The 26,135-nt window shown below is 64.2% G+C and carries 26 protein-coding genes and 1 riboswitch; of the genes, 9 read left to right on the top strand and 17 right to left on the bottom strand.

The window, feature by feature from the left end:
• Positions 1 to 75: 75 nt before the first annotated feature.
• The 3 genes from ACF8SD_RS03595 to ACF8SD_RS03585 form a co-directional block, all read right to left on the bottom strand.
• Entirely contained in the window at positions 76 to 1,359 is a 1,284-nt protein-coding gene (locus tag ACF8SD_RS03595) for an NTP/NDP exchange transporter (protein ID WP_392483769.1), read from the bottom strand.
• Positions 1,360 to 1,363: 4 nt separating this feature from the next.
• A complete protein-coding gene (locus ACF8SD_RS03590) occupies positions 1,364 to 2,272 on the bottom strand; it encodes an aldo/keto reductase (protein ID WP_392483768.1) in 909 nt (302 codons plus the stop codon).
• Positions 2,273 to 2,356: 84 nt separating this feature from the next.
• Positions 2,357 to 3,223 (bottom strand): Dyp-type peroxidase, encoded by an 867-nt coding sequence (locus ACF8SD_RS03585; protein WP_392483767.1) that lies wholly within the window; start codon positions 3,221 to 3,223, stop codon positions 2,357 to 2,359.
• Positions 3,224 to 3,406: 183 nt separating this feature from the next.
• On the opposite strand from ACF8SD_RS03585, the gene ACF8SD_RS03580 reads away from it, so the two are divergent.
• A complete protein-coding gene (locus ACF8SD_RS03580; RefSeq protein ID WP_173889160.1) occupies positions 3,407 to 4,300 on the top strand; it encodes a bile acid:sodium symporter family protein in 894 nt (297 codons plus the stop codon).
• Positions 4,301 to 4,311: 11 nt separating this feature from the next.
• Here the strand turns inward: ACF8SD_RS03580 and ACF8SD_RS03575 are convergent, their stop codons facing one another.
• Entirely contained in the window at positions 4,312 to 4,779 is a 468-nt protein-coding gene (locus tag ACF8SD_RS03575; protein WP_173889158.1) for a sterol desaturase family protein, read from the bottom strand.
• 395 nt (positions 4,780 to 5,174) lie between these two features.
• Here ACF8SD_RS03575 and ACF8SD_RS03570 point away from each other — a divergent pair, with 395 nt between their 5' ends.
• The 3 genes from ACF8SD_RS03570 to ACF8SD_RS03560 all read left to right on the top strand — a co-directional run bounded on the left by ACF8SD_RS03570 (position 5,175) and on the right by ACF8SD_RS03560 (position 6,762).
• The gene (locus ACF8SD_RS03570; protein ID WP_173889156.1) at positions 5,175 to 5,888 is read left to right on the top strand and encodes an MgtC/SapB family protein; all 714 of its coding nucleotides are present in this window, start codon (positions 5,175 to 5,177) and stop codon (positions 5,886 to 5,888) included.
• A gap of 107 nt (positions 5,889 to 5,995) precedes the next feature.
• Positions 5,996 to 6,496 carry a DUF4142 domain-containing protein gene (locus ACF8SD_RS03565; protein ID WP_392483766.1) on the top strand — a complete coding sequence of 167 codons (501 nt, stop codon included), beginning with the start codon at positions 5,996 to 5,998 and terminating at the stop codon, positions 6,494 to 6,496.
• Between the two features lie 14 nt (positions 6,497 to 6,510).
• Positions 6,511 to 6,762: a hypothetical protein gene (locus ACF8SD_RS03560; protein WP_173889152.1), complete on the top strand. Its 252-nt coding sequence runs from the start codon at positions 6,511 to 6,513 to the stop codon at positions 6,760 to 6,762.
• 111 nt (positions 6,763 to 6,873) lie between these two features.
• Here ACF8SD_RS03560 and ACF8SD_RS03555 read toward each other — a convergent pair whose 3' ends face one another.
• Positions 6,874 to 7,035, bottom strand: coding sequence for a DUF6021 family protein (locus ACF8SD_RS03555; protein WP_173889150.1), 162 nt, complete (start codon positions 7,033 to 7,035; stop codon positions 6,874 to 6,876).
• 55 nt (positions 7,036 to 7,090) lie between these two features.
• Positions 7,091 to 8,077, bottom strand: coding sequence for a DNA-binding protein (locus tag ACF8SD_RS03550; protein WP_173889148.1), 987 nt, complete (start codon positions 8,075 to 8,077; stop codon positions 7,091 to 7,093).
• Positions 8,078 to 8,328: 251 nt separating this feature from the next.
• On the opposite strand from ACF8SD_RS03550, the gene ACF8SD_RS03545 reads away from it, so the two are divergent.
• The gene (locus ACF8SD_RS03545; protein ID WP_173889146.1) at positions 8,329 to 8,937 is read left to right on the top strand and encodes a transcriptional regulator; all 609 of its coding nucleotides are present in this window, start codon (positions 8,329 to 8,331) and stop codon (positions 8,935 to 8,937) included.
• A 117-nt stretch (positions 8,938 to 9,054) separates the two neighbouring features.
• A complete protein-coding gene (locus ACF8SD_RS03540; RefSeq protein WP_173889144.1) occupies positions 9,055 to 10,056 on the top strand; it encodes a threonine/serine dehydratase in 1,002 nt (333 codons plus the stop codon).
• Between the two features lie 47 nt (positions 10,057 to 10,103).
• Here the strand turns inward: ACF8SD_RS03540 and codA are convergent, their stop codons facing one another.
• The 5 genes from codA to ACF8SD_RS03515 form a co-directional block, all read right to left on the bottom strand.
• Positions 10,104 to 11,342: a cytosine deaminase gene (gene codA, locus ACF8SD_RS03535; protein ID WP_029886206.1), complete on the bottom strand. Its 1,239-nt coding sequence runs from the start codon at positions 11,340 to 11,342 to the stop codon at positions 10,104 to 10,106.
• Between the two features lie 4 nt (positions 11,343 to 11,346).
• On the bottom strand, positions 11,347 to 12,564 hold the full coding sequence (locus tag ACF8SD_RS03530) for a PucR family transcriptional regulator (RefSeq protein ID WP_392483764.1): 1,218 nt from the start codon (positions 12,562 to 12,564) through the stop codon (positions 11,347 to 11,349).
• Positions 12,561 to 13,823: a cytosine permease gene (gene codB / locus ACF8SD_RS03525; protein ID WP_173889138.1), complete on the bottom strand. Its 1,263-nt coding sequence runs from the start codon at positions 13,821 to 13,823 to the stop codon at positions 12,561 to 12,563. Before codB ends, ACF8SD_RS03530 begins: the two co-directional genes overlap by 4 nt.
• A gap of 237 nt (positions 13,824 to 14,060) precedes the next feature.
• Positions 14,061 to 14,720, bottom strand: coding sequence for a thiaminase II (gene tenA / locus ACF8SD_RS03520; protein WP_173889137.1), 660 nt, complete (start codon positions 14,718 to 14,720; stop codon positions 14,061 to 14,063).
• A gap of 2 nt (positions 14,721 to 14,722) precedes the next feature.
• Positions 14,723 to 15,370 (bottom strand): TenA family protein, encoded by a 648-nt coding sequence (locus tag ACF8SD_RS03515; RefSeq protein WP_392483763.1) that lies wholly within the window; start codon positions 15,368 to 15,370, stop codon positions 14,723 to 14,725.
• 89 nt (positions 15,371 to 15,459) lie between these two features.
• Positions 15,460 to 15,574, bottom strand: a riboswitch (TPP riboswitch).
• A gap of 106 nt (positions 15,575 to 15,680) precedes the next feature.
• Here ACF8SD_RS03515 and ACF8SD_RS03510 point away from each other — a divergent pair.
• Positions 15,681 to 16,631 carry a site-specific integrase gene (locus ACF8SD_RS03510; protein ID WP_392483762.1) on the top strand — a complete coding sequence of 317 codons (951 nt, stop codon included), beginning with the start codon at positions 15,681 to 15,683 and terminating at the stop codon, positions 16,629 to 16,631.
• Here the strand turns inward: ACF8SD_RS03510 and ACF8SD_RS03505 are convergent.
• On the bottom strand, positions 16,621 to 17,763 hold the full coding sequence (locus ACF8SD_RS03505) for a glycerate kinase (protein ID WP_392483761.1): 1,143 nt from the start codon (positions 17,761 to 17,763) through the stop codon (positions 16,621 to 16,623). The two genes, ACF8SD_RS03510 and ACF8SD_RS03505, sit on opposite strands and share 11 nt — an antisense overlap.
• A 218-nt stretch (positions 17,764 to 17,981) precedes the next feature.
• On the bottom strand, positions 17,982 to 19,079 hold the full coding sequence (locus ACF8SD_RS03500; RefSeq protein WP_173889129.1) for a sugar diacid recognition domain-containing protein: 1,098 nt from the start codon (positions 19,077 to 19,079) through the stop codon (positions 17,982 to 17,984).
• Positions 19,080 to 19,242: 163 nt separating this feature from the next.
• Between ACF8SD_RS03500 and ACF8SD_RS03495 the strand changes: the two genes are divergently transcribed.
• Positions 19,243 to 20,571 carry an MFS transporter gene (locus ACF8SD_RS03495; protein WP_392483760.1) on the top strand — a complete coding sequence of 443 codons (1,329 nt, stop codon included), beginning with the start codon at positions 19,243 to 19,245 and terminating at the stop codon, positions 20,569 to 20,571.
• A 158-nt stretch (positions 20,572 to 20,729) separates the two neighbouring features.
• The gene (locus ACF8SD_RS03490; RefSeq protein WP_392483759.1) at positions 20,730 to 22,250 is read left to right on the top strand and encodes an FAD-dependent oxidoreductase; all 1,521 of its coding nucleotides are present in this window, start codon (positions 20,730 to 20,732) and stop codon (positions 22,248 to 22,250) included.
• A gap of 35 nt (positions 22,251 to 22,285) precedes the next feature.
• Here ACF8SD_RS03490 and ACF8SD_RS03485 read toward each other — a convergent pair whose 3' ends face one another.
• From ACF8SD_RS03485 to benC, 4 genes are all read right to left on the bottom strand, one after another.
• A complete protein-coding gene (locus tag ACF8SD_RS03485; protein WP_173889123.1) occupies positions 22,286 to 22,978 on the bottom strand; it encodes a TraX family protein in 693 nt (230 codons plus the stop codon).
• A gap of 3 nt (positions 22,979 to 22,981) precedes the next feature.
• Positions 22,982 to 24,058, bottom strand: coding sequence for a metal-dependent hydrolase (locus ACF8SD_RS03480; protein WP_173889121.1), 1,077 nt, complete (start codon positions 24,056 to 24,058; stop codon positions 22,982 to 22,984).
• A gap of 103 nt (positions 24,059 to 24,161) precedes the next feature.
• The gene (locus tag ACF8SD_RS03475; RefSeq protein ID WP_173889119.1) at positions 24,162 to 24,923 is read right to left on the bottom strand and encodes a 1,6-dihydroxycyclohexa-2,4-diene-1-carboxylate dehydrogenase; all 762 of its coding nucleotides are present in this window, start codon (positions 24,921 to 24,923) and stop codon (positions 24,162 to 24,164) included.
• 147 nt (positions 24,924 to 25,070) lie between these two features.
• Complete coding sequence (gene benC, locus ACF8SD_RS03470) at positions 25,071 to 26,081, bottom strand: benzoate 1,2-dioxygenase electron transfer component BenC (RefSeq protein ID WP_173889117.1); 1,011 nt, start codon at positions 26,079 to 26,081, stop codon at positions 25,071 to 25,073.
• Between the last annotated feature and the right edge of the window lie 54 nt (positions 26,082 to 26,135).

Raw genomic sequence — 26,135 nt, 5'->3', positions numbered from 1 at the left:
AGGGGATTCGTTCCGATTGGCAGGCTTCGGACCGGTGGCATTAAATAAGCGGCAAGTCCTTATTTGGCGCGCCTTTCAGTCGTGCGGCGGATTATCCATATGGGCCTGACGGCGGCCAAGCCAGCCGCCGGTGGCCGCCCAGGCCACGGCCAGTACCGCGCCAATCAGCATGGCCAGTTGCGGGTGGTCCCCCATCACGTCCAGGGCACGCTTGAGCCAGCCACTGAGGGCGTCACCACCCCGGTACACCACCGTGTCGATGAAGTTCTTGGCCTTGTACTTGTCCTCGGCCGGCAACACAGTGAACAGCATCTCGCGCCCCGGGCGCACCAACGCGTACTCCCCTGCGCGGCGCACCACCATGACCATTACGAACACCGCGAACACGGGGGCCAGCGCCAGCCACAAGAAGCCCGCTGCCATCACCAGCGGCACGGCCATCAGCAATATGCCCACCCCCAGGCGACGCGCCAGCCGCCCGGTGAGCAAGACTTGCGTGAGGATGGCCAAGGCTTGAACAACGCTGTCGATCAAGCCGAATACCTGCGTTTGCCGGGTGGGGTCGGTGAAGGTCTGGCTGACGATGCGTGCCTGCTCGAAGTACAGGAAGGTACTGACACTTGCCAGCAACACCACGAACAGCGCGATGCCCAACAGATAAGGCGAGCGCAGTACCGCAGTGGCACCGGCCAGTGGGTTGCCGCCCAGCGGCCTTGCGGCACCACGCTCGGCATGCGCTGGCAACGGATGCTGCTGTCGCCAGCGCTGCAGGAACAGGCTTGCCCCGACGCTGCCGAGCAGGAATACCGCCGCCAGCAGCAGCAACCCGGCATGGCCCAGCGGCGCCACCAGTAGCGTACCCAGGATCGGCCCGCTGAGGCCACCCAGGCTGGCCCCGGCGGCCAACAGGCCGAACAGGCGCTTGCCTTGGGCCGTAGAGAACAGGTCGGCGAGCACGCTCCAGGCCAGCGAGATGGTCAGCAGGTTGAACACCGAAAGCCAGATGTAGAACACCCTCGCCGTCCACAGGTTTTCTGGCGAGCGGGTTATCAATACGGCGAACAGCAGCAGGTTGCTGACAAAAAAACCATAGGTACAAGGCAGAATGAACCGGCGTTGCACGCCGCTGGCAAGCCAGCCGAACACTGGCAGGCATGCCAGGCTGGCGATGAAGGTACCGGTGAACAACCACTGCAGGTTGTCCACGCCACCGGCAACGCCCATGGTTTCGCGTACTGGGCGCAGCATGAAATAACCGGTGAACAGGCAGTAGAACAGCAGCAGGCCGGCGATAACCGCCGGCCCTTCGCCAGGCTGTAGGTTCAGCCCTTGATCCAGGCGCCGCCGCCAGGCACTCATGTGCTTAGCTAAATTGATTGATCAGCGCCTGTTGCTGCGCCTGGGTAAGCAGTGGGCCCTGGCCAGCCTTGAGCTGGTCGAGCTGGCGGTCAGGTCGACCGGTCGCAGGGATTACTGTCGTCACCGCCGGGTGGCTGATGGCGAACTTGAGAAACAGCTGAGCCCAGCTGCCGATGCCTGCTTCAGCGGCCCAGCCGGGCAAGGGCTGGTCTTTGACGCGGGTAAACAGGCGCCCATCATCGAACGCGCGGTTGATCAGCACCGCTACGCCCCGCTCCTGGCACAACGGCAGCAATTCGCCGGCGGCCTGGGGGGCGCTGACTGAGTAGTTGATCTGGATGAAATCCAGCGCCTCACTGCGCACCAGCTCGGCGACTTCGGCGTGGCCACTGTTCAGGTAATGGGTGATCCCCACATAGCGGGTTTTGCCCTGCTGCTTGAGTTCGCGCGCATAGGGCAGTTGGGTTCGCCAGTCACGCAGGTTGTGCACCTGCAACAGGTCGACCTTGTCGGTGCGCAGCCGCTTCAGGCTGTCAGCCCATTGCGCTTGGGCTTCAGCGCGGCTGTCGGCGGCAATCTTGGTGGCAATGAAGCAGCGTGAATGCCAGCCCCCCTCCTCCAGCAATTGGCCAAGAATGCTGTCGGCGCCACCGTAATTGGGCGAGGTGTCGATCACCCGCCCGCCACCGTCGAAAAAGGCCTTGAGCACTGCCTGCAGTTGCTGGTAGGCAGCCGAGCCGGCTTCTACCTCGAAACTGCCGGAAGTACCGGCGCCAATCACCGGCAGTGCTTCACCGCTAGACGGCACGGCGCGGGTCAACATGCCTGCCGGCGTGGCTGCGTGCAACCAAGGGGCGCTGGCCAACAGGCCCAACGTAGCGCCCACGCGTAGGACATCACGACGTACATACATGGAAAAGCTCCCGTCATTCCAGGGAAACTTCCAAGGCTAGCCGCTCTACCCGGCGCGCGTGGGCGTTTCTGTGTCTGGATGTTTTTACCTGGCCTGCAGCAGCGGGGTCAGGTCGACACCGGTGGCGCTGATTGGCGGGCACCAGTAGTAGCCGCCGCTCAGGGGGCGGCTGAAGCGGTACAGGCCGTCGATGATACCGTCCTCCAGGCCACTCATGCGCCGCAGTTGCACTTCGAAGGCATCGAAGCTGCGGCCCAGGGCAACGAAAGCCAGGCCGGCACCGCGCTGATCGGCCCATGATACCGAGCGGCGCACCATGAAGGCCTCGGGCTCGAAGCTTTCCTGGGCAGTACGCTTGACGTGTGCCGACTCGGGCGCGTCGTCGAGTTCTTCGTTGTCACTGAGGCGGCGGCCCATGATGTTGTCCTGGTCGGCCTGAGGCAGCGACTTGAAGTACGCCAGGTCGTGCTTCCACAGCTGAAACGCAGCAAAGCTGGAACCATCGGCAGCGATCGCTGCCTGCACCGCATCCTCGTCCACCGGGTTTTCCGTGCCGTCTTCGTAGCCGGTCAGGTCCAGCCCACCCCGGTGCAGAAACCCGTCAATACTGTCGGCCAAGCGCAGGGCTGGCGCCAACGCCTGCTCCAGTGCCTGGGCCCGCAGCAGCAGGTCGCCGCGTTCGTTACCACGCAGCCACAGCCACAACGCGTGCTGAGTGCTGGGGTTCTCTACCGCCGCATCCAGCAGCGGGAAGGGACGCAGGCCAGGTACTTCACGGCCCAGGGCCTTGGCCATGGGCGCGCCTACGCCGAGGATCACCTGCACGCCATCGACCTGCGGTAGCAAGGCATCGAGGGCGGCAGGCAACGCCTCAGGCGATTGCAGGGTGAAGAACAAGTGGCGGGCGTGGGCCGGCACCGGGGTGGCAAGCAGACCTTGCTGGAACGGCATGACAGGCTAATCCTCGAAAAAGGCGGCATGCTACTGCGCCTGCGGGCCTGCTGCAACGCGCCATGCAGGGCTGATGAGGGCTGTCCTTGGTAACAAATGGTTACCAAGAGCTGGCTTTTTGCAATTATCTATCCATCCCGGCCCACCTAGACTGCATCGGATCCTTCACCCGAGAGACTGCCGATGACCGCCTCGCCCCTGCTCACCGCCGTTCTGCCCCTGGCCTTGGGCATCATCATGCTGGGCCTTGGCCTGTCGTTGACCTTGGCCGACTTCGCACGGGTGGTGAAATACCCCAAGCCCGTGGTGGTGGGCCTGGCCTGCCAGATTCTGCTGTTACCGCTGGTGTGCTTCCTGATCGCCAACGGCTTTGGCCTGGAGTCGGCGCTGGCGGTGGGGTTGATGCTGCTGGCCGCTTCGCCGGGTGGCACTACGGCGAACCTGTTCAGCCACCTGGCACATGGCGATGTGGCGCTGAACATCACCCTCACAGCGGTCAACTCATTGATCGCTATCCTGACCATGCCGCTGTTGGTCAACCTGTCGTTGAGCTGGTTCATGGCGTCGGACCAGGCCATACCGCTGCAGTTTGCCAAGGTCATGCAGGTGTTCGCCATCGTCCTGCTGCCGGTGGCGCTTGGCATGCTGATTCGCCGCTTTGCCCCAAAGTTTGCCGCGCGCATGCAAAAGCCGATGAAGCTGGTGGCGGCATTGTTTCTGGCATTCACCATTGTCCTGGCGCTGGCCAAGGACTGGCAGACGGTGGTCGAGTACGCGCCGGTCGTGGGCCTGGCGGCGCTGTTGTTCAACCTGTTGAGCCTGGCGGTGGGGTACTGGGTGCCGCGCCTGCTCAACATCCCCAAGCGCCAGGCCATCGCCATCGGCATGGAAATCGGCATACATAACGGCACGTTGGCGATTGCCCTGGCCCTGAGCCCGTCGCTGCTGAACAACCCGACCATGGCAGTGCCGGCAGCGCTGTACAGCCTGATCATGTTCTTCACCGCCGCCGGTTTCGGCTGGTGGGTCAGCCGAGGGCACGCCGTGGCGCAGCCTGAAAGCGGCACCGCCAGGTAACGCCCAGGCAGTCAGCGCCGGTTGCGCTTGCCCCGCAGTTGCTGTTTCAACACCTTCAACGGCGGCGCGTAGAAAAAACCGAACGACACCCCTCCGGTGCGCCCCTTCACTGCATGGTGCAGCCGGTGCGCCCGGTACAGGCGTTTGAGGTAGCGGTTGACCGGCCGTGGCCGGCGCGGCCAGTGCCGATGAAAGAAGCCATCATGGGCCAGTACATACAGTACGCCATAGCCCGCCACGCCACCGCCCACCCACTGCAGCGGCGCATGGCCGCCCTTGCCCAGGGCGATCAGGGCGGCGGCTACCAGCGCCAGCGCCAGCAGGTAGAGGTCATTGGTTTCGAGCATGCCCAGCTGTGGCTCATGGTGCGAGCGGTGCAAGCACCAGCCCCAGCCATGCATGATGTACTTGTGGGCCAGCGTACCTACGCCCTCCATGGCCACCAGGGTGCCGAACAGCACGGTCAGATTGAGCAGCATGGAACGGTCCGGGTGATCGCATAGGGTGGCGCAAGGTTACCGGCTGATGGTTTTTTTTTCCATGTGGCAGGCCCGGCTGCAGGGCATTTGCCGATTAAGCCATTGTCATCTTTCCCCACTTGACCGGTATTGCCGCGGGGCGTATGGTCCGCGTCGCAATTTAGCCGTCCGTACAGGAGACCCACTTTGGACAGTAGCCCCAGTCGCTTGCGACAGGCCCACGTGGCGCGCTAGCTCGGCAGTGTCCTGCACTGTCTGGCCAGCCTGGCAAGACGGTGGTTTCTTGTAACCCCGCTTCACGTCCCTCCCCCCGTGGTCCTGCGCATCTTTCTGGTTTTTCAACAGCGCCCAGTGAAGGCGCTCATGCGGGCGTGTGCCCGTGGAAGAGGTGAGCTATGGATTGGAACGTTTTTCTGCTGCGCGTGGGTGTCGCGCTGCTACTAGGGGCGCTGATCGGCGCCGAACGCCAGTTGCGCCAGCGCCTGACCGGGCTGCGCACCAATGCACTGGTCAGTACCGGGGCCTGCCTGTTCGTACTGATGACCCAGGCAGTGCCCGGCATGGCCGCTGCCGATGCTTCACGCGTTGCCGCCTATGTGGTCTCGGGCATTGGGTTTCTCGGGGGCGGGGTGATCATGCGCGATGGCTTCAATGTGCGCGGCCTGAATACCGCCGCCACCTTGTGGTGCACGGCAGCGGTCGGTGTCTTGTGCAGCCTGGGGCTGTTGCTGGAGGCCGCGCTGGGGAGCCTGATGGTGCTGTGCGCGAACATCCTGCTGCGCGACATCGCCCAACGCCTCGACCGCCAGGGCATTGTGCCTGCCAGCGAGGACGAGCAGCATTTCGAGGTGCGGATCGTCTGCCGCGCCGAGGACGAGATTCAGGTGCGCAGCCTGATGCTGCACAGCCTGGCCGACCCGCAACTACGCCTGCAGTCGCTGCAAAGTGCCGACCTGGACAACCCGGCCAGGCTTGAGGTGCGTGCAGAGTTGTTGGGCACCGCACAGGCACCGGCGCAGTTGGAGCGCCTGGTCAGCCGGGTCAGCCTGGAAAAGGGCGTTAGCTCAGTGCGTTGGCAACTCCAGCAACACGTGCTGGCAGCAGACTGAGCGCCACCGGGGTCGCCGCCGGTGGTGAAAAAGATTAAACCTTTGCCCTGCCCCGGCCCTCAACCGTACGCGACACTGAGGTCGCGCCAAGGTTTAAGGAGTGCAGCATGAGCAGTCTCTTCATCAAGCGTGTCGGGTTATCGTTGGTGCTGGGCCTGGTATCGGCCCACACGCTGGCAGCCAGCTCCGATGATTTCGTCGATGCAGCGGTCGAATCTGGCATAGCCGAAATGGTCACCGGCAAGCTGGCCCAGGAAAAAAGCCAGAACGCAGAGATCAAGACCTTTGCCCAGCAAATGGTCACCGACCATACCCAGGCTAATCAGCAACTCGCCGACATCGCCCGTAAACTGGATATTTCCGTACCCGACGACGCGGCGATGACTGACAAGGTCAAGAAGATGATTCTGGAATGGCGTGACGACTCGTTCGACAAGTCTTACCTCAACAACCAGGTCGATGCGCACGAGAAAGCGGTCGAGCTGTTCAAGAAAGAAGCTGCGTCCTCCGACAAGGCTGAGCTGAAGGCCTTCGCCAGCGAAACCCTGCCTAAGCTGGAACAGCACCTGGAGCACGCCAAGGCACTGCAGGCCAAACACGCTAAGTGAACGTGAGGTTCGATATGAGTAACGATGCACTGAAAAGCGAAGTACTCACCCGTCTGCTGCATGCTCACCCGCAGGGGCTGGGCAAGGAAGTGCTGGACAACTATCGTGGCGAGAAGGCCGTTGCAGGTATGCTCAAGACCCTGCAGGACGCTGGTCTGATTCATGATGGCAGCGTGGTGGTCAGCGATGACCACCAAATCAGCGTCCAGTACCCCATCAAGCTGTCGGCGGCCGGTGTGGACGCCGCCAGGCAAGCCGAGGGCTAAACGCTGGTAAACCGGGGGTTTTGCGGAGCCTGGCCTTACAGGCCCGGCAAATTCCTCGGTAAACCCGCCAGCCCATTTCGCTCAGCTGGCGGGCTTTTCTGCCTGGGATTTCTACTTCTTCTCCACATCCCTGGGTGGCTTGGCGGGGCCCTGCGGGTCAACCTGTGGATCGTCGAGGTCCGGTGAATCCGGGTCGAAACCCAGCTCACTCTTCTTGTCCGCCTGCTCCGACGAGTGCGGCCCCTGTTTGTGCGGTGGATGTTTATCAGGCATGGCGATATCTCCTTGAGGTGTTTAGGGAAGAAAGCGCTGCTTCGAAAAAGTTTGATTAACCTGCTGCTTCGGCCACCAACGCCCGGCACTGCGCCAGCGCCTCGTCACGCTCGCGCAGTTGTTCCTCGAAGTATTTCAACTGCCGTGCTTGCTCGGCACACAGCTCGCGCCGCTGTTCAAGGCTCTGTGCCTGGGTATCCAGTTGCCGGCGCATTTCCTCACTGGCGCCCTGCGCCTGCGCCAGGATCGTGCGCAAACCCTGGATCTGCGCATCACGTTGCTCCAGCAACTCCCCTTGCGCCCGGCATTCGCTGGCCACTTGGCGGTGCTCGCCCAGCAAACGTTCGTTATCGCGGTGCAGGCGGGTCAGCTCGTCCTGCTTGACGATCATGCCCTGCTGCAATTGGCGCATTTCCACCTGCAACTGCTGCAACTGCGCCTCGTGCCGCCGTTGTTCCTGCTCGCGCTGCTCACGGCTAGCGCTGCGGTAATGCTCGAGGGCGTCGCGGGCATGGCGGTGCTTGTCTTCCAGTGACTGGATCTGTTCGTCCTTGTCTGCCAGACGCAGCTGCAGTTCGCCCAGCGACTGGTTGAGGCTCGCACTGCGTAGCTGTTCGGCCTGCAACGTGCTTTGCGTGGACAGCAGCCGCTCGGATTCGGCAGCCAGTGCCGCGGCATCGATCTGGTGCTGCTGGTGCGCGGCCGCCAAGGCTTGCTGCGCGATTTCGAGCTGCGCCTCCAAATGTTCACGCTGCTGGGTAAACGTGCTTTCGGCCTGCTCGATGGTCAGATCGGCCTCGTCCTGCAACTGGGTCGCCAATTGCCCAACCATGCGGGCCAGCACCTCACTCAATGCAACGCCACCTTCCGAGGCAACCGGCTGCTGGCCGTTCAACTCTTTCAGGTAGCGGTGAATGGTGGTTTTCGAGCCGGTATTGCCCAGCTCGATACGAATGGCATCGATGCTGGGGTTTTCCCCCCGGGCGATCAGCGCCTGGCGTGCCTGCTGCACCACCACCTTGTTTATACCACCCCGGGCCATGTGTGCTCCTACGATTTCGTACTGTATTATGTAGCATGTAATTACGTACTGATTATGCCAATCATGGCGTTGGCCGGCAAAGGTTTTCTCACATGGAATAATCACGGCTTATCGCATGTGAAGGCTAAATTCGTGCGATTGGTAGTACTTGCAGTGGTACCAGGCTCGGCAACCACCCGCCTTGTGTCCCAGGCGCTTTGCCGCCACCATGAACGTCCGGTTCCTGCCCCTGCGAAAAGCACCCGATACCAATGACCCTGGATAACTACAAGGCAATTGCCGACAGCATCGCCCTGTTGCTGTACCCGCACGCGGAAGTCATCGTCCACGACCTGCGCAGCCAGACGGTGGTGCACATCGCCAACAACTTTTCCCAACGCACCTTGGGTGACGACTCGGCGATCGATCATGAACTGGGCGACTTGCTCCAGGGCACGAACCTTGGCCCTTACGAGAAACTCAACTGGAACGGCCAGAAGGTCCGCTCGATCAGCACCCTGCTGCGCAATGCCCAGGGCGAAGCCGAGCACCTGATGTGCATCAACCTGAACGTGTCGGTACTGGAGCAGGCCCGTGTTGCGCTGGATGCGTTTTTCCAGATGAGCCGGCTGGTTCCGCAACCGGACGCGTTGTTCCGTAACGACTGGCAGGAGCGCATCAACACCTTCCTGCATGGCTGGCTGCAGGCGCGCAACCTGTCACTGCAAACGCTGCGCATGAAGGACAAGCGCAGCCTGGTGCAGGCACTGCATGCAGAGGGCGCGTTCCAAGGCCGAAGTGGCGTGGACTATGTGGCCAACGTACTGAGCATGGGGCGCGCGACCGTGTACAAGTACCTGAAAGAGCTCAAGGCCCTTTAAACCCACTGTCGCTGGCTTGCCGGGATGAGCACGGCGAGGCATGCGCACGCCCGCTTGCGTCGAATAGAATAAACGTCTACGGTAGACGGATATTCCATATCTATGCAGGTTTACAGCATGGCAGCCACTCCCGCTCTTGCGCCCGTTACCGATGCCACCCATTTGGATGGGCTTTTTCGGTCCATAAAGGATGCCCATACGGCACTACGCCCTGCCGTCAGTGTGACGCCACTGACCCGCAGCGCCCGCCTCTCGGAGCAGACCGGTTGCGATGTACTGCTTAAATGCGAACACCTGCAGCACACCGGTTCGTTCAAGTTTCGCGGCGCCAGCAACAAGATCCGCCTGCTGCCAACCGAACAGCGGGCTGCCGGGGTGATCGCCGCGTCTTCGGGCAACCATGGGCAGGCCTTGGCAATGGCCGGCAACGCTGCTGGGGTGCCGGTAACGGTGTACAGCGCCGCTTCAGCGTCGGCCTACAAGCTGGCAGCGATGCGTGCCTTGGGCGCCGAAGTCATCTGCCTGCCCACCGACCCATTGGGTGCAGAACTGGAGGCCGCCAGGCAAGCGCGGGTGCGGGGTGTGCCATTTGTGTCGCCGTACAACGACCTGCAGGTCATCGCAGGCCAAGGCACCCTCGCAATGGAGTTGTTCGAGCAGGCACCCGACCTGGACGCGGTATTCGTCGCGGTGGGCGGCGGCGGGCTGATTGCCGGTATCGGCGCCGCCCTGCGCGTGCTCAAGCCAGGCACCGAGATCATTGGTTGCTGGCCCGAAAATGACCCCGCACTGGCGCGCTCGCTACAGGCGGGTGAGATCATCGAAGTGCAGGCGCGCGAAACCCTTTCCGACGGCACCGCCGGTGGCATCGAGCCAGGTGCTGTCAGCTTCCCGCTGTGCCAGGCGCTGGTCACCGGGACGGTACTGGTCAGCGAGGACGAAATCCGTGCGGCCATGCGCGACATTGCCCGCCACGAGCGCTGGATCATCGAAGGCGCTGCGGCAGTTGCCGTCGCCGGGATGCAGAAACTGGCCAGGCAGTACCAAGGCAAGCGGGTTGCGGTGGTCCTGTGTGGCCGCAACATTGTCCTGGACAAGTTCCTCGAAGCGGTCGGGTGACAGCTGACGCAGGGCCCGGCATTGCGCCGGGCCCCAACGTCAACCGCTCAGAGCAGGCGCTGCACCTGGGCTGGCGTACGCTGCATCAGCACCTTGCCATGGCGCACCGAGACCAGCGCATGCCCTTGGCTGCGCACCATCTCGTAGTCATCGGGTGCCGACAGCAGCAACAGGTTGGCTGGGCGCCCCACCTCGATGCCATAGTGCTCGCCAAGGTTCAGGGTGCGGGCGCTGTTGTCCGTGATCAGGTCCAGGCAACGCTGCAAGTCTTCGTAGCCGAGCATGTGGCAGATGTGCAGCCCCGCTTCGAGAATGCGCAGGATGTTGCCGTTGCCCAGCGGGTACCACGGGTCCACGATGGAGTCCTGGCCAAAGCACACGTTCATGCCGGCGCGGTCGATTTCGGCTACCCGGGTAACCCCACGGCGCTTGGGGTAGTTGTCGAAGCGCCCTTGCAAATGGATGCTTTCGGTTGGGCAAGACACGAAGTTGATGCCCGACAGCTTCAACAGGCGGAACAGCTTGTAGCAGTAAGCGTTGTCATACGACCCCATCGCCACGGTATGGCTGGCGGTGACCCGGGCGCCCATGCCACGTACCCGGGCTTCCTCGGCCAGAACTTCAAGAAAACGTGACTGCGGGTCGTCGGTTTCGTCGCAGTGCACGTCTACCAGGCAGCCGCTGCGCTCGGCCAGGTCCATCAGGAATTTTATCGACGACACGCCCTGGTCGCGGGTGTTCTCGAAATGCGGAATGCCCCCCACCACGTCGGCACCAATGGCCACCGCTTCGGTCATCAATGCCCTGCCGTTGGCATACGACTCGATGCCTTCCTGCGGAAACGCGACGATCTGCAGGTCGACCAGCCCGCGGACTTCGTCGCGTACCTCGACCATGGCCTTGAGCGCGGTAAGCGTCGGGTCGGTGACATCGACATGCGTGCGCACATGCTGGATACCGTGGTCCACCAGCATGCCAATGGTTTTCTTCGCGCGGGCCTTGATGTCATCGTGGGTGGTGAACTGCTTGCGCTCGGCCCAGCACTCGATGCCCTCGAACAGCGTACCGCTCATGTTCCACCTCGGCTCACCGGCCGTCAGGGTGGCGTCAAGGTGGATGTGCGGCTCGACAAAGGGCGCTACCACCAAGTTCTGTGCAGCGTCCAGGTCGCCGGGCGCCTGCGCCACTGCATTGGCCTGCGGCACGATTGCGCTGATGCGCTCGCCAGCAAGTTCAATGCGGAACAAGCCGGGTTTGCCGCGCAGCCGGGCGTTGATGATGTTCATGCGGTTACTCCTTGCCGTGGGCTTCGCTCATGCGCCATACCAACATGGCGACCGAAGCATTCATGCGAAAAAGCGGGTCGTCGATCGACTGTCCGCTCAGTTGTTCGATGCGCTGTATGCGCTGATTGACAGTGTTACGGTGCAGGCCCAGGCGCTGGGCGGCTTTGAGGCTGTTGCCATTTTCCATGAGCAAGGCGTCGAGGGTGTGGACCAATGCAGTGGCTTGCTTACGCCCTGGTGCCAGTAGCGGGCCAAGGGTACGGCTGACGAAATCGTCGATCAGCGAGCGGTCGACGATGCCCTGCAGCAAGCGCAGCACCCCCAGCTCATTGAAATTGCAGTAACCACTGGCCGGGCGCAGGTGCCGGGCCACATCCAGTGCCTGGCGCGCTTCGTTCAAGGCCTGGCGGTAGTGTGCACAGTCTTCGGCAAGGCTGGAAAGCCCCATGTACAAGCTCAACTCGCCGGCTACCCCTTGTAATTGCCGGTACAGCGCGGTCAAACGTTCCGGCAGGTCTTGCGTGTCGGCCAGCAACACGACGAACAGGTCACCGGGCAGGTGCGCCGTGACGCTGCCCGGCTGCTGCCGGCACCAGGCTTGCAGTTGGTCCTCCAGGGCCTGGCGGGTGTGCTGCCAGCGCCGCTCGCCGAGTGTCAGCCCCAACCGCTCGAACAGCTCATCGACCCCGGCCAGGCGCAAGGCCAGCAGCCGGCGCGGCTCATCCAGCGTCATTTGCAGGTGCGCAGCGCGCTGCCGGGCAATCGCCAGGCTTGGGTAATCGCCACTGAGCAGTTGGCCGAGGATGTCGTTGCGCGAGCGGCGAACCTGGGTCATCTGCACCAGCGCAGTACCGATCAAGTGGGTGACCACCACCATTTTCAGGGCGTAAGGCTGTTCGATCAGTGGCAAACCCAGCTGCTCGGCACGGGCAATCACCGCAGGCGCAATGTGCTGGATGAAACTGCCGCCGGTGAGTATCACCAGCCCGGCAATGCCGACGGCTTCGCCGTCTTCGACCAGGGCAAGCAGGTTGGCCTCACCCCGTGGGTGGTTGATGCCGGTGACGAACACCAGCTCGCCGCCCATCACCCATTCGGCGATACCTTCGTTTTCTGCCACATAAGGCCAGCGTACCCGCCGTTGCAGGTTGCGCGCCCCGGCGCGCACGCTCATCTCGTGCAGGCCGGGCAGCTGCAGGATTTCTTCCAGCGCCAGGCTCACGGTTCGACGCCCGCCTGGGCCGCTGCGCGGCGCCCGCCCAGCTCGAGCACGACGATGTAGCACAGCGCCGAGGCGCCGATACCCACCAGCGGTGCCACCCACGGCGAAGCGTAGGCCAGTACGGCGCCAACGGCGTAGGCGAACAGCCCGACCAGGTTGTAACGGGGCAGCGTTGCAGTGCCCAGCGCCGGGTATTTGCCACGGTGGCGGTACCAGAAATCGGCCATGATCACCCCACCCACCGGCGGAATGATCGAACCCAGCAGCACCAGGAACGGGATCAGCATCTCGTACATCCCACCCATGGCCAACACGATACCCACAGCGGCCGCCAACAGGGTCGCCGTGCGCCGCCGCTCGCTGCGCAGCAGGTGGCACGCGGCAGCCGAAACGTTGTAGATGGTCGGCCCCTGGATGGTCCACAGGTTCAGGCACAGCATGACCACTGCGGCAAAGGACAAGCCCTGCAGCATCATCACTTCGACGATATCGGCCTGCTGGTAGACCATGGCGCACCAGGCGCCTGCCACCACCATCAGGCCGTTGCCCAGCAGGAACGCGACCACACTGGCGCTCACCGCTACCCGCCCGCTGCGCGACAGGCGTGTCCAGTTGGTCGCCTGGGTAGCGCCGCTGGCAAAGGTGCCGAACACCATGGTCACTGCCGCGGAAAACGTCATGGTCTCATGCGGTACCACCGCCGCCAGGCCGGCGAACCCACCGGCATCGCGGGTGGCGATGTACATCGACACCAACAGCAGCACGAACATCAGTGGCACCGAAACCCGGGCCAGCACATCCAGCCCCTTGAAACCGAGGATGGCGGTGACGCTGAAGCCCAGGCCGAAGACCACCATCAACGGCAGGCTGAAACCCTCTGCCAGGCCAAGCAACTTGACCAGCACGATCGCCACCGTGGCGGTGCCCCAGGCGTACCAGCCCAGTTCGGCGAAGCCCAGCAGGAAGTCGGACAGCCGGCTGCCTGCCTCCCCGAAACAGAAACGCCCCATCAACACCGTGTTCAGGCCGCTACGCGAGGCAATGAAGGCCAACGCGGCGGCATACAGCGCAAGCAAGCTGTTACCGAGGGTGGCGACCCATAGCATGTCGGCGAAACTGAACGCCATGCCGAGTTTGCCGCCGGCAAACATGGTGCCGGTGAAGAAGGTGAAACTGAACAGGACCATGGTGATCGGCAGCAGGCCCTTGCGGGCTGATGGCGGCGCTTCGCTGAGTGGAAATTCGCTGGGTGAGCTCATTGCACGGGGCTCCAGGTTGTAGTTGGGAGCAGCTGGAGCAAGATGCGGGCCGCTTTTTGCGGCCGCCAAACAGCGAAAAAAACCGGGCATGCAGCCCATTGCTGCATGTGCACAGTGACCAGTAAAGCTGGGTTTTACCCCGGTGAAAGTGTGCGGCACGACTTCTTTTGAGGCATTCATGCACCAAAGCGGTTCCGGGCTGAGTAGTAACCACTCAGCCCGACACCGCACGCAACGTTATGCCGCCCCGTCCAGCCCCATCTGCCAGAAATCCGCTTCCAGGCTGGAGGCCTGGGCGAAAATGGCTGCCAGTTCGGCAAAACGCTGCTCGGTCATGCTGCGTGCTGCCAGCTCGTCGAGGTGCCGGCGAGCTGCCGCAGCCACCCCCTGGTAGGCTGCACCCGCGTACTCGCCAATCCACTCGCGGTATGGGTGGCCGCTCAAGTCGCCAATCTGCTCGGCCAGGGCGCGGCCGATTTCGGCATAGCCGACCACGCAGGGGGCCAGTGCCACCTGCAGCTCCAGCAGGTCCCCGGCAGCGCCGCAGTCCAGCACGTAACGGGTGTAGGCCACGGTGGCCTGATGCTCTGGCGCCGCTTCAATGTCGGCCTGGCTCAACCCCCAGCGCGCGCACAGCCGCAGGTGCAGCTCGGTTTCATCGAGAATGGCCGCCAGCGTGGTCTGTGCGGCACGAATGTCCGCCGGGCGTCGGCTTTTGTAGGCAGCCAGCGCCCAGGCCCGGGCAAACTGGACCAGGAACAGGTAGTCCTGCACCAGGTAGGTACGAAACGCTTGCTCGCTCAACGTGCCCTCGCCCATCTGCTGCACGAAGTCGTGCGTGACATAGCGGGCCCAGGGGCGATTGGCGGCGGTTTTCAGGCGTTCGAAGATATCCATGCTCACTGGCCCTCCGGGTAGATGGCGTCGAAGAAAGCCAGCTCCAGTGCCACGGTGCGTTGGTAGAAGTCACTGGCCAGCGCCGCGGCCTGCGGGCCTACCCGGTCCAGTTCGGCCTGCAGGAAGGCAACGAAGTCCTGGAAGGCCGGGTTGTCATGCAGCGTGATCCATTCGGCATGGACAAAGTTCTCCGGCAAGGGCTTTGGCGCTTTTAGCGCCCAGTCCAGGTACAGGCCTTCGGCAACGTTGAGCACCGCCAGCGCCGCCGCGTAGGAACGGGTGGCGGCCGCTTCGCGCATGATCGCCTTGAAACCGGCGGTGGGTGCGGTATCGGCGGGTTCACGGCGTTGCGCCGGGCTGACATCCAGCGCCTCGAACGCGCGCAGGAAATAGGTGTTCTCGTCGCTGCAGATCATGCCGGCAAAGCGGCCGAAGCGCAGCCGGGCCTCGAAGGTATCGGCAGTGGCGATGGCGGCACCGAGCAAGGTCAGGAAGCTGTCGAGAAAGCGGTGGTCCTGCACCAGGTAGTCGATCATGATCGGCGCCGGCAGGCTGCCGTCGCACAGTTGGGTCACGAAACGGTGGCCAACGGCGGCCGACCAGGTCGGGTCGCTATGGCGGCGCAGGGTCTGGCTGAAGCGTTCGGTCATGGTGCTGTCCTTGTGGGGGGATGGCAGCGAGACCTTGGCACTGGGCATGAACGAGCCTCGCATGTGAGGCCGGCAAAAAGGCAGGTAACGACACGTATCGAGCCCATCCCTTCGCCGGCATGATCCGGATCAGGTTCGAAGGGTCACCGCGCTGCGATGCTCAGCGGTTTCTCAGCCCGTTGCCGGGCTCCCCTTGGTCGCGCTCAGGTATACCGCAGCGTGCCGCTGCTGTACAGCGCGCCCGATCACGCCCGGGACAGCCGGGTGATTTAGGTTTATCGTGTAGCCGTCCTCCACCGCCGCTTGCACCATGACCGATATCGAACGCTACCTGCGCGCCGCCACCCGCGACAACACTCGGCGTAGCTATCAGGCTGCCGTCGAACACTTCGAAAGCCACTGGGGCGGCTTTCTGCCGGCCACCGCCGAGAGCATCGCCCGCTACCTGGCCGAGCATGCCGACCAGCATGCGGTCAGCACCCTGCGCCAACGGCTGGCCGCGCTTAGCCAGTGGCACGTTGCCCAGGGCTTTCCCGACCCCACCAAGGCCCCCCTGGTGCGCCAGGTGCTGCGCGGCATTCGTAGCTTGCACCCCGCCCCGCCCAAGCAGGCAGCGCCGCTGCTGCTGCAGCACCTGCAAACGGCGGTCGCCTGTTTTGAAGAGGAAGCCCGCCAGGCCCGTGAGCGTCACGACCTGGCCGCCTTGCGCCGCGCTCGGCGCGATAGCGCGCTGCTGTTGCTGGGCTTTTGGCGGGGTTTTCGTGGCGATGAGCTGGCGCGCCTGCGCGTGGAGCATGTCCAGGCCGAAGCGGGTGTCGGCATCACCCTGTTCCTGCCACGCAGCAAGGGTGACCGCGAAGCGCTGGGGGTGCAGCACCGCACCCCCGCGCTCAAGGCCCTGTGCCCGGTCACGGCCTACCTGCAATGGCTGGAGGTTGCCGGCATTGCCCACGGGCCGGTGTTTCGCAAGCTCGACCGTTGGGGCAACCTGGGCGACAGTGCGCTCAACAGCAACAGCCTGGTGGGGCTGCTAAGGCGCATGCTGGCACGCGCCGGGGTTCCGGCAGCCTTGTATACCGGCCACTCGCTGCGGCGCGGTTTCGCCACCTGGGCCACCGCCAATGGTTGGGAGTTGAAAGCGTTGATGAGCTATGTGGGCTGGAAAGACGCCAAGTCGGCGCTGCGCTACATCGATGCGGCACAACGCTTCGGCGAACTGGCCGCCCTACCGGTCGGCCATGAGCAGGTGCTCATTCCCTGACGGCTGCGCAGCGCCACAGGCGGGCGATGTCACAGGCCCGCGCCTGCAGCAGCTCAACGGCATCGGCACACGCCTGCTCCAGGCTCATTGGCCCACTGCTCAGGGCAAAGGCCGCATCCACGCCGTGCGCATACAACTGCTGGTAGCCCTCACCCAAGGTCCCGGCCAGTACCACCACCGGTACCCCGTGGCGCTTGGCGACCCGGGCCACGCCCATTGGCGTCTTGCCGCGCAAGGTCTGTGCATCGAAGCGGCCCTCGCCCGTCACCACCAGATCAGCACCTTGCACCAGGGCATCGAGCCCGGCCAGTTCCGCCACCACCTCTACCCCGGGGCGGAACTGCGCGCCCATGAATGCCCGCGCGGCGAAACCCATGCCACCGGCGGCGCCACAACCTGGGTAGTCACGCACATCCTCACCCAGCAACTGCGCACAGTGGTCGGCAAAATGCCCCAGCGCCTGGTCCAGCGCCTGCACCTGCTGCGGGTTGGCGCCCTTCTGTGGGCCGAAGATCGCCGATGCACCGTTGGCCCCGCACAGCGGGTTGTCGACGTCGGCAGCGACCTCGAATTGCACCTCGGCCAGCCGCGGGTCGAGGTCGCTCGCGTCAACACGGGCCAGCTTGGCCAGGGCAAGGCCGCCTTCTTCCAGCGTTTGCCCATTGGCATCCAGCAGGCGCAGGCCCAACGCACGCAACATGCCGCTACCGGCGTCGTTGGTGGCACTGCCGCCAATGGCCAGCACCACGCGCTGTGCGCCGGCAGCCAACGCGGCGGCAATCAGCTCGCCGGTACCCCAGGTGCTGCTGCGGCAGGCATCGCGCTGCCCGGTTGGGACCAGCTGCAGGCCACTGGCCTGGGCCATTTCGATGATTGCCGTGCGGCTGTGCGGCAACCAGCCCCAGCCGGCTTCCACGCTCTGCCCCAGCGGCCCGCTCACGGTCTGGCGGCGCAGCTCGCCGTCACTGGCGGCAAGGATCGCGTCCATGGTGCCTTCGCCACCATCGGCCATCGGGCATTCGACCACCTGCACACCCGGGCAACCCTCACGCAAGCCGGCAGCGATGGCGCGCGCAACCCCGGCAGCATCGAGGCTGTCCTTGAACGAGTCGGGGGCAATGACGATCTTCATGGGGATTCTCCTGTCCTGATGGCGGCATGCTGACAGCTGTACGCCCAGGAGGCCTCGGTCAAATGCACAAAACCCCGGGTGGGTTGTTTGGGCGGATGCCTTTGGCCTGTTGCGCCCTATCGCCGGCAAGCCGGCTCCCACAGGAAATGAGTGCTGCCCTCAGGCCTGTATCTGTGGGAGCCGGCTTGCCGGCGATAGGGCCGCAGCAGAGAAATGTTTCAGTCTGCAGGCAACAGCTGCAACCCCAGGTACAAGCTCAGCATGCCTTCCATCCGCAGCGGGTCGACCTCGCTCAGTTCGGCAATCCGCTCCAGGCGGTAGCGCAGGCTGTTGCGGTGGATGCCCAAGGCATCGGCACAGGCCTGGCTCTGGCCGTCATGGGCACACCATGCCCGCAGCGTGGTCAGCAACTGGCCGCTGCTGTCCTTGACGCGTATACGCTGTAACGGCTCCAGCAGTTCATCCAGTGCGTCATCATTGCGGTGGCGCCACAGCAGCGCCGGCAGCCGGTAGCGCTGCAGGCTGAGTAGGCGTTCGCCAGGCAATACCTCACGGCCATAAGCCAGCAAGTCACGCACCCGACGGTAACCCCGGCGCAACTGCTCCAGGCTCTGCGCGGCGCTGCCCAGGGCTAGCCGTTCCACTTCCCAGCCATGCCGTTGCAGGCGTTCCAGCAGGCGCGGCTCATCCAGTGCGACACCCGCCGGGCGGCACCACAGCAACGACTGCCGCGCTGGGCTGACGCACCAGCTGTCTGGGTAACGGCTGATCAACCACGCTGCCAGTGCCTCGGCGGCCGGCCCCGAGGCCAGTTCGAACAAGCACGGCACGCGCGGCAGCTGTGGCTTCAGGCCCAGTTGCCGGGCTTCGTCGAGCAACCGCGGGGAATCACCGCTGCCGCCAAGCAGCAACGCCAGCAGGTCGTCACAGCGCTGCCGCCGCCACTGCTGGTCGGCCTGCAAATGGCGCTGGGCCAGCAGCATTTCGGCGGTCATGCGCACCAGTTCGGCATACGTGCGCACGTGCTGCGGGTCGCCGGTCAGGCCCAGCACGCCCATCAACCTGCCGTCGAGCATCAACGGCAGGTTGACCCCAGGCTGCACGCCCTTCAGGCATTTGGCCGCGTCAGTGTCCAATTCCACGATCCGGCCGTTGGCAAGTACCAACTGGGCGCCTTCATGGCGGGTGTTGATGCGTTCCGGCTCGCCGCTGCCCAGGATCAACCCCTGGCTGTCCATGACATTGACGTTGCACGGCAGAATGGCCATCGCCCGGTCAACGATATCCTGTGCCAGGTCATGGTCGAGTTCGAACATTGCGCGGTCCTTAGGGTGTTAGGCTTTTGGGCTCGGGCACAGCAGCCCGCGCCGGGCACTGTGCAAAAGCACAAAGACAGGCACGCCGCAGTCCCCGAGACTCGTCAGGGCGAGCGCCGGCACAGGCGACGCGGCGATAACCATAACAACAGAGAATCCGATCATGGCACACAGCCCAGCCCCTGACCAAGGCACGGACACCACCCGCAACGCGCTGTACCGGCGCATTACCCTGCGGCTGATTCCGTTCATTTTCATCTGCTACCTGTTCAACTACCTGGACCGCGTCAACGTCGGCTTTGCCAAGCTGCAGATGCTCGACGCGCTGAAGTTCAGCGAAACCGTGTACGGCCTTGGCGCCGGCATCTTCTTCATCGGCTATGTGTTGTGCGGCCTGCCCAGCAACCTGGCGCTCAACCGCTTCGGCCCTCGGCGCTGGATCGCGCTGATGATGATCGCCTGGGGCAGTTTGTCCACTTGCCTGATGTTCGTCACCACACCGACCGAGTTCTACACCTTGCGCCTGCTCACCGGGGCGGCCGAAGCCGGCTTCTTCCCGGGTGTGGTGTTGTACCTTTCGCGCTGGTTCCCGGCAGCCAGACGCGGGCGCATCATGGCCCTGTTCATGTCGGCTATCCCGGTTTCGGGCCTGCTGGGCGGGCCGTTCTCCGGCTGGATCCTCGAACATTTCGCCGCCGGCCAGCATGGCCTGGCCGGCTGGCAATGGATGTTCCTGATCCAGGGCTTGCCGACCGTGGCCCTGGGCGTTCTGGCAGTGTTCCTGCTTAGTGACGGTTACCACAAGGCTGCCTGGTTGAGCGCGGGCGAACGCCAGCTGATCGCCGCAGACCTGGCGGCCGATGCTGCCAGCAAGCCTGCCACTACCGGCGACAGTGTGCTGGCGGTACTGACCAACCCGCTGATCTGGACCTTTGGTTTCGTCTATTTCTGTATCCAGAGCGGTGTCTACGCCATCAACTTCTGGTTGCCGTCGATCATCAAGGGCATGGGCTTCGACAACCCGCTGTTGATCGGCTGGCTCAGCGCCATTCCGTACTTGCTGGCCGGCGTGTTCATGATTCTCTGCGGGCGCTCGGCCGATTTGCGCAACGAACGCCGCTGGCATCTGGTGGTGCCGATGCTCATGGGCGCCATGGGCTTGCTGATCGCAGTCAACTTCGCCGCCAACCCGGCCATTGCCATCCTTGGCCTGTCCATCGCCACCATGGGCGCGCTCACTGGTCTGCCGATGTTCTGGCCGATGCCCACGGCGCTGCTCAGCGCCAGTGCCGCCGTGGCTGGCCTGGCGATCATCAACTCGGTCGGCCAGATGGCCGGCTTCCTCAGCCCGTACCTGGTGGGGTTCATCAAGGACCAGACCGGGTCCACCGATACCGCCCTGTACGCGTTGGCGGCACTGATCGTGCTCGGTAGCCTGGTGGCGCTGCGCGTGACCAGGGCCGGTGCATTGAGTGCTGCCCGGGCCAATTGAGCCCGCTGCCAGATCACGCCAGCATACTGATGCAACGGGGTGTTCTGGTGGCACCGGGCCTGGCCCGGTACCACCGGAACACCGGTCGTCAGCCCAACGCACCCCCTCCCCACCTCAGGCGTCAAATGGTTCCAAAGGCCCCCTTTGGAGAACCCCCCATGACCCAGTACGCCGTGGCTTGCCTGGCACAACTCGACGAGCACCGCCCGTTGCGTGTTCAGGCCGGCAGCGAAGAGATCATCCTCGTCCGCCAAGGCCAGCAGGTGCACGCCTACCAGGCCAATTGCCCGCACGCCGGCGCCCCGCTCGACGAGGGAGTGGTGTGCGCTGGGCTACTGGTCTGCCCGTGGCACAAAGCCGCGTTTGCCGTCGACCACGGCGCAGTCTGCGAACCGCCGGCACTTGCCGACCTGCGCCGCTACCGGGTGTGGCTCAAGGGCGATCAGGTGTGGGTCGATGACCAGCCCCTGGCCGCCGTCGAGCCGCCCAGGCACAGCGACGCCCGCTGCTTTGTGGTGGTGGGCGCCGGGGCCGCAGGCAGCGCGGCGGTGGCCGCCCTGCTCAGGCAAGGTTTTGCCGGCCGGTTGGTGTGGATAGACCAGGAGCGTCAGCCCGCCTATGACCGGACCTCCCTGAGCAAATTCGTGATCGCCGGGCAGATGCCCCCCGACGAAGTACCTGCCTTGCTCGACGCCGATGCCTTGCGCCAGGGCCAACTTGAGCGCAAGCACGGCAAGGTGCGCAGCGTGAACAGCCAGCTCCGCCAAATCACCTTGGCTGACGGCCAGTCGATCGAGTATGACGCGTGCCTGCTCGCCACCGGCTGCAAGCCCGTGCGCCCGCAGTTGGCCGGTATCGATCTGCCTGGGGTGTTCACCCTGCGTTCACGCGACGATGCTGAGCGGGTGCTTGATGCGGCCGAGCCCGGCCAGCCGGTGGTCATCGTGGGCGACGGCTTCATCGGCCTGGAGGCCGCTTCGGCCCTGCACGCTTACGGCGCGCGGGTGCATGTGGTTACCCGCCACGAGCTTCCCCTGGCCCGACAGTTGGGTGAACGCATCGGGCGTTGCCTGCGCACGCTGCATGAGGCTCAAGGGGTGGCTTTTCACGGCCCCACCGAGGTCAAGCTGATCGAAGGCCAGGGGCAGGTCGAGGCAGTGGTACTGGCCAATGGCGAGCGCCTGCAAACAGCCTTGGTCGTGCTGGGAACCGGCGTCAGCCCCGCGACGGCGTTTCTGCACGGAGTGCCCCTGGGGGAAGACAAATCGGTGAGGGTCGACGCCGACATGCGTGCTGCCCCTGGCCTGTGGGCGGCAGGGGACATCGCCACATTCCCGCTTACCGGGCGCCCGGTGCGCATCGAGCACTGGCGTCTGGCGCAGCAACAGGCGGTGATCGCAGCGGCCAACATGCTCGGCGAGCAACGCCGCTACGCCGACGTGCCGTTCTTCTGGACCTACCAGCACGGGGTTACCTTCGAGGTGCTGGGGCACGCGCAGGACTGGAACCGCATCGAATTTGTCGGCGAGCCGGAAACAGGTGACTTCATCGCCCTGCAGTGTGTGAACGAGCAGGTCGAGGCGGTGATTGCCAGGGGGTATTCCGACGCCATGGCGGTGCTGTCGCAGCGCATGAAACAGCCATTGACCCTGCAACAGGCCCTGACGCTGATCGGCTGAAGGGGCGTGGGTAGGCCCGCCCTCCGATCACAGGCTCAGGACAGCACCTTTATTACTAGCAGATGCACTGGATAAAACAGATAGCCCCAGCGCCCCACTGCCGGCACCCGCCAATCATCATGGCGCAACAGCGCTAAGCCAAGCGCGAGCGCCGAGGCCGCGCTCAGCAGTGTGAGCAAGGTGATCGGTGCCAGCAAATGCGCCTGCAACCAGCTATTGGTCAGGTTGCCGCCCATGGCCAGCAGGCAAGGCAACACCCAGGCCGCGCCGCCCTGCCGGCGCGCCATCAGGCAGGCGCCTGGCAGCAATACCCCGGGCACCCCATACATCAACTGCCCACTGAACAATAAACCTGCCAGCCCGGCCGCCAAACCCAGCAAACGCAGCGAAAGCAATGGGTAATGCACACCCCAGGCCACCAGCAACCCCAATACCAGCGTCGGCATCACGTTCAATGTCTGCGAGCCGCCGTCCAGCCAGCGATATGCAGGTTCCGACAGCACCGCGAACAGCAGCATCAGCCCCAGGTAGCGCACATTGCCCATGGTATTGAAAGCCGCTGCCCGGGCCCGCTGCACATTCACTGCAATGGCCAGGCAAAACAACGGGAACGCCAGCCTGCCCACCACGAACAGGCCATCGGCTGTGGGCCATATGAAGCGCAGGTGATCGGCGATCATGGTCGCCATGGCGGTCCATTTGACCAGGTCCAGCCCCGCCGAGCGCAACCCTCAGCGCTCGCGTTCGACAGGGCTGACGCCCAGGTAGCGCTCGGTCCACAGGGCCAACGGCAGCGGTGGTTGCTGCTCCAGGACACGCCGCCAGATCAGCACCAGGTCGCGCCTGTTGAACATCGACCCGGGCCCGGTGCTTTGGAAAGCTGCTGGCACATCGACCACCCACTGCCCCTGGCTGTCCCGGTGGGCCATGCGGAAACGGAAGCTGTAGTTGCCCGGGATACCCATGCGCAAGTCCGTGACCACCAGCACGTCGCCGACCTGGTCGTAACGCAACCAGTCATCGGTGAACCAGCGCAGACGTTGGTACAGCTCATCGGTGGCCAACACCTGCGCCAAGTGCATATTGCGCGGCAAGCGCTGCATTTCTGGCGCCTGCCGGTCGAAGGCGCTGCTGATGCCTTCGTAGTAGTCGCCCCCCGGGGTTTTCGCCAACACTCGCCAGACCAGGCTGTTGAAGGCAATGGGCACGGCCCGCAGTTCAGTGGTGATGATACCTTGCTGGTCCAGTGCGGCCTGGAAGCGCTGCTCGGCGGCCATGCGCCCGGCAAGGCCGAAGCCGAGGTACGCCGTGCTGAAAACCAGTGCCAGGGTCAGCAGCCGCGTGGCCCTGGCAGTCACCCCGCGCACGGCCGCGTAGATAACGGCGGCCACCAGGGGCAAGGTATACACCGGGTCAATGATGAATACCGCAGCCCAGCTTTGCGGTGTGACTGGCAGAGGCCAGAACAACTGGGTGCCATAGACCGTGAAGGCATCGAGCAATGGGTGGGTGATCAGCACCAGCCAGAACGCCAGGAACAGCCTGTTCAAGGTATAGCCTTTGTCGGGCCAGCACTTGTTGACCAGCCAGGCCAGCAGCAAGGCCAGCCCGGTGAGCACGAACAGCGAGTGGGAGAAGCCGCGGTGGTAAGTCATCTGCGACACCGGGTCGGCGTAGCGGATGATCACGTCGAGGTCCGGCAGCGTGCCCAACGCCGCGCCGTACAACAGCGCGCGGCGGCCTTGCAGGCGGCCCAGCACGGCACCCTGCAGGGCGGCGCCGAGTACAGCTTGGGTAATCGAGTCCAAGGGAGCATTCCTGGCAGGTGGTGACGGGGAAACTACCCTCAACCAGGGCCGCTAGGCAATTCCCCGCCTTGTTGCCAGATGCAACGCCGCAAGACCAGGCGGTTCAGCCGAGGTCACCGCCACCTACCGGCAGGGTCACGCCGGTGATGTATGACGCTTCATCGCTGGCCAGGAACAGAATTGCCCCGACCTGCTCGTCGATGCTGCCGTAGCGGTGCATCAGGCTGCTGTCGAGGGTCTGGTCGACAATTTGCTGGTACCAGCGCCTCTCCTGCTCGGTTTGTTCGGCGGTGTTGCGCGGCACCCGCCGCGGCGGCGCTTCGGTGCCACCCGGCGCGGTGGCGTTGACGCGGATGCCACGGCCAGCGGTTTCGAAGGCCAGGCAAGCAGTCAGCGCATTGACCCCACCCTTGGCCGCACCATACGGCACCCGGTTCACGCCCCGCGTGGCGACCGACGAAACGTTGACAATGACCCCACTGCCGCGTTCGAGCATGTACGGCAGTGCGGCGTGGCAGCACCACAGAGTGGGGAACAGCGAGCGGCGCACTTCGGCTTCTATCTCTTCGGCTGCGTAGTGCTCGAAAGGCTTGGCCCAAATGGTACCGCCCACATTGTTGACCAGTATGTCGAGGCGGCTGAACGTTGCTACTGCGCTGGCCATGACCCGGGCACAGTCGGCGTGCAGCTCAAGGTCGGCGGTCAGGGTCAGCACCCCCTCGCCGGCCAGTTCGTGGACCAGTTCGGAGCGGTCTACCGCCACCACTTGCGCCCCCTCGGCCTTGAGCCGCCAGCACACGCCACGACCAATGCCTTGGGCGGCGCCGGTGACCAGGGCAACCTTGCCTTGGAATCTGTTGTTCATGTTCAAATCTCCGCTTCCCCGCGGTCCCCGTAGGAGCGGGTTTACCCGCGAATGCGTCCGACCAGGCAACGTTGCTGTACCTGCTGGCCTCTTTGCGGGTAAACCCGCTCCTACAGGGGGGCGGTGTCATGCTCGGGATAAAGGTAATCAGGCCGCCGCCGCGAACTTTTCGTAGTAGAAGTTGGCCGGGGTAATGCCCTGCTCACGCACGTACTGGCTGACCGCTTCGACCATCGGCGGTGGCCCGCACAGGTACACATCCACATCGCCATCGTTGAGGTGGCCCGGCTCGATGTGCTGGGTCACGTAGCCCTTGTGCGGGTATTGGCTGTCCGGGTTGGCCACGCAGGCGCTGTAGGTGAAGTTGGGGATGCGTGCAGCCAGTGCTTGCAGGCGGTCGAGCTCGACCAGGTCGAAGTCGTTGGTCACGCCATAGATCAGGTGCAGCGGGTGTTCACTGCCCTGCTCGGCGATCTTTTCCAGCATCGCGGTGAATGGCGCCAGGCCGGTACCGCCGGCCAGCAGCAACAGCGGGCGCCGAATCGGGCGCAGGTAGAAGCTGCCCAGCGGCCCGGTCAGGCTCATGCTGTCGCCGGCCTTGGCCAGGTTGGTCAGGAAGCTGCTCATCAGGCCGCCCGGCACGTTGCGGATCAGGAAGCTGACTTCGCCGTCCTTCTGCAACGAGCTGAACGAGTAGGCGCGGCTCTGCTCGCTGCCCGGCACCTTCAGGTTCACGTACTGCCCTGGCAGGAACGCCAGGCGGCTCAGCGCTTCGCCCTTGATCGACAGGGCAATGGTGCTGGCCGACAATTGGCGCACATCGCTGATGGCCGCCTCGAAACGGGCCTGTTCGGTCTTGCACAGCTGCGACGACGCCGGAATGCGAATCACGCAGTCGCTTTCGGCGCGCATCTGGCAGGTCAGCACGAAGCCTTCGGCGATTTCGTCTTCGCTCAAGGCCTCATCGATGAAATTGTCGCCCAGGTCGTAACGCCCGGATTCGGCCTTGCACTTGCAGGTGCCGCAGGCGCCGTCGCGACAGTCCAAGGGGATGTTGATGCCTTGGCGGTAAGCCGCATCGGCGACGGTTTCGTGGCCGGTGGCCTCGATGAAGCGGGTGACCCCGTCTTCGAAATTCAGTGCGATCTGGTAGCTCATGTTGCACCTCGCGGGCGAGCCGACCCACGGCGCGTCGCAAAACGCACCGGGCAG

The sequence above is a fragment of the Pseudomonas sp. CJQ_9 genome, from assembly GCF_043106615.1.
Classification (GTDB): Bacteria; Pseudomonadota; Gammaproteobacteria; order Pseudomonadales; family Pseudomonadaceae; genus Aquipseudomonas; species Aquipseudomonas juntendi.
Note: the sequence above shows the minus strand (reverse complement) of the source record. Positions and strands in the feature narration are given on the sequence as shown.

Excerpts from the sequence above, each read along its gene's own strand:
- ACF8SD_RS03595 (WP_392483769.1), bottom strand. The coding sequence starts at position 1,359 with ATGAGTGCCTGGCGGCGGCGCCTGGATCAAGGGCTGAACCTACAGCCT.
- ACF8SD_RS03590 (WP_392483768.1), bottom strand. The coding sequence starts at position 2,272 with ATGTATGTACGTCGTGATGTCCTACGCGTGGGCGCTACGTTGGGCCTG.
- ACF8SD_RS03585 (WP_392483767.1), bottom strand. The coding sequence starts at position 3,223 with ATGCCGTTCCAGCAAGGTCTGCTTGCCACCCCGGTGCCGGCCCACGCC.
- ACF8SD_RS03580 (WP_173889160.1), top strand. The coding sequence starts at position 3,407 with ATGACCGCCTCGCCCCTGCTCACCGCCGTTCTGCCCCTGGCCTTGGGC.
- ACF8SD_RS03575 (WP_173889158.1), bottom strand. The coding sequence starts at position 4,779 with ATGCTGCTCAATCTGACCGTGCTGTTCGGCACCCTGGTGGCCATGGAG.
- ACF8SD_RS03570 (WP_173889156.1), top strand. The coding sequence starts at position 5,175 with ATGGATTGGAACGTTTTTCTGCTGCGCGTGGGTGTCGCGCTGCTACTA.
- ACF8SD_RS03565 (WP_392483766.1), top strand. The coding sequence starts at position 5,996 with ATGAGCAGTCTCTTCATCAAGCGTGTCGGGTTATCGTTGGTGCTGGGC.
- ACF8SD_RS03560 (WP_173889152.1), top strand. The coding sequence starts at position 6,511 with ATGAGTAACGATGCACTGAAAAGCGAAGTACTCACCCGTCTGCTGCAT.
- ACF8SD_RS03555 (WP_173889150.1), bottom strand. The coding sequence starts at position 7,035 with ATGCCTGATAAACATCCACCGCACAAACAGGGGCCGCACTCGTCGGAG.
- ACF8SD_RS03550 (WP_173889148.1), bottom strand. The coding sequence starts at position 8,077 with ATGGCCCGGGGTGGTATAAACAAGGTGGTGGTGCAGCAGGCACGCCAG.
- ACF8SD_RS03545 (WP_173889146.1), top strand. The coding sequence starts at position 8,329 with ATGACCCTGGATAACTACAAGGCAATTGCCGACAGCATCGCCCTGTTG.
- ACF8SD_RS03540 (WP_173889144.1), top strand. The coding sequence starts at position 9,055 with ATGGCAGCCACTCCCGCTCTTGCGCCCGTTACCGATGCCACCCATTTG.
- codA (WP_029886206.1), bottom strand. The coding sequence starts at position 11,342 with ATGAACATCATCAACGCCCGGCTGCGCGGCAAACCCGGCTTGTTCCGC.
- codB (WP_173889138.1), bottom strand. The coding sequence starts at position 13,823 with ATGAGCTCACCCAGCGAATTTCCACTCAGCGAAGCGCCGCCATCAGCC.
- tenA (WP_173889137.1), bottom strand. The coding sequence starts at position 14,720 with ATGGATATCTTCGAACGCCTGAAAACCGCCGCCAATCGCCCCTGGGCC.
- ACF8SD_RS03515 (WP_392483763.1), bottom strand. The coding sequence starts at position 15,370 with ATGACCGAACGCTTCAGCCAGACCCTGCGCCGCCATAGCGACCCGACC.
- ACF8SD_RS03510 (WP_392483762.1), top strand. The coding sequence starts at position 15,681 with ATGACCGATATCGAACGCTACCTGCGCGCCGCCACCCGCGACAACACT.
- ACF8SD_RS03505 (WP_392483761.1), bottom strand. The coding sequence starts at position 17,763 with ATGAAGATCGTCATTGCCCCCGACTCGTTCAAGGACAGCCTCGATGCT.
- ACF8SD_RS03500 (WP_173889129.1), bottom strand. The coding sequence starts at position 19,079 with ATGTTCGAACTCGACCATGACCTGGCACAGGATATCGTTGACCGGGCG.
- ACF8SD_RS03495 (WP_392483760.1), top strand. The coding sequence starts at position 19,243 with ATGGCACACAGCCCAGCCCCTGACCAAGGCACGGACACCACCCGCAAC.
- ACF8SD_RS03490 (WP_392483759.1), top strand. The coding sequence starts at position 20,730 with ATGACCCAGTACGCCGTGGCTTGCCTGGCACAACTCGACGAGCACCGC.
- ACF8SD_RS03475 (WP_173889119.1), bottom strand. The coding sequence starts at position 24,923 with ATGAACAACAGATTCCAAGGCAAGGTTGCCCTGGTCACCGGCGCCGCC.
- benC (WP_173889117.1), bottom strand. The coding sequence starts at position 26,081 with ATGAGCTACCAGATCGCACTGAATTTCGAAGACGGGGTCACCCGCTTC.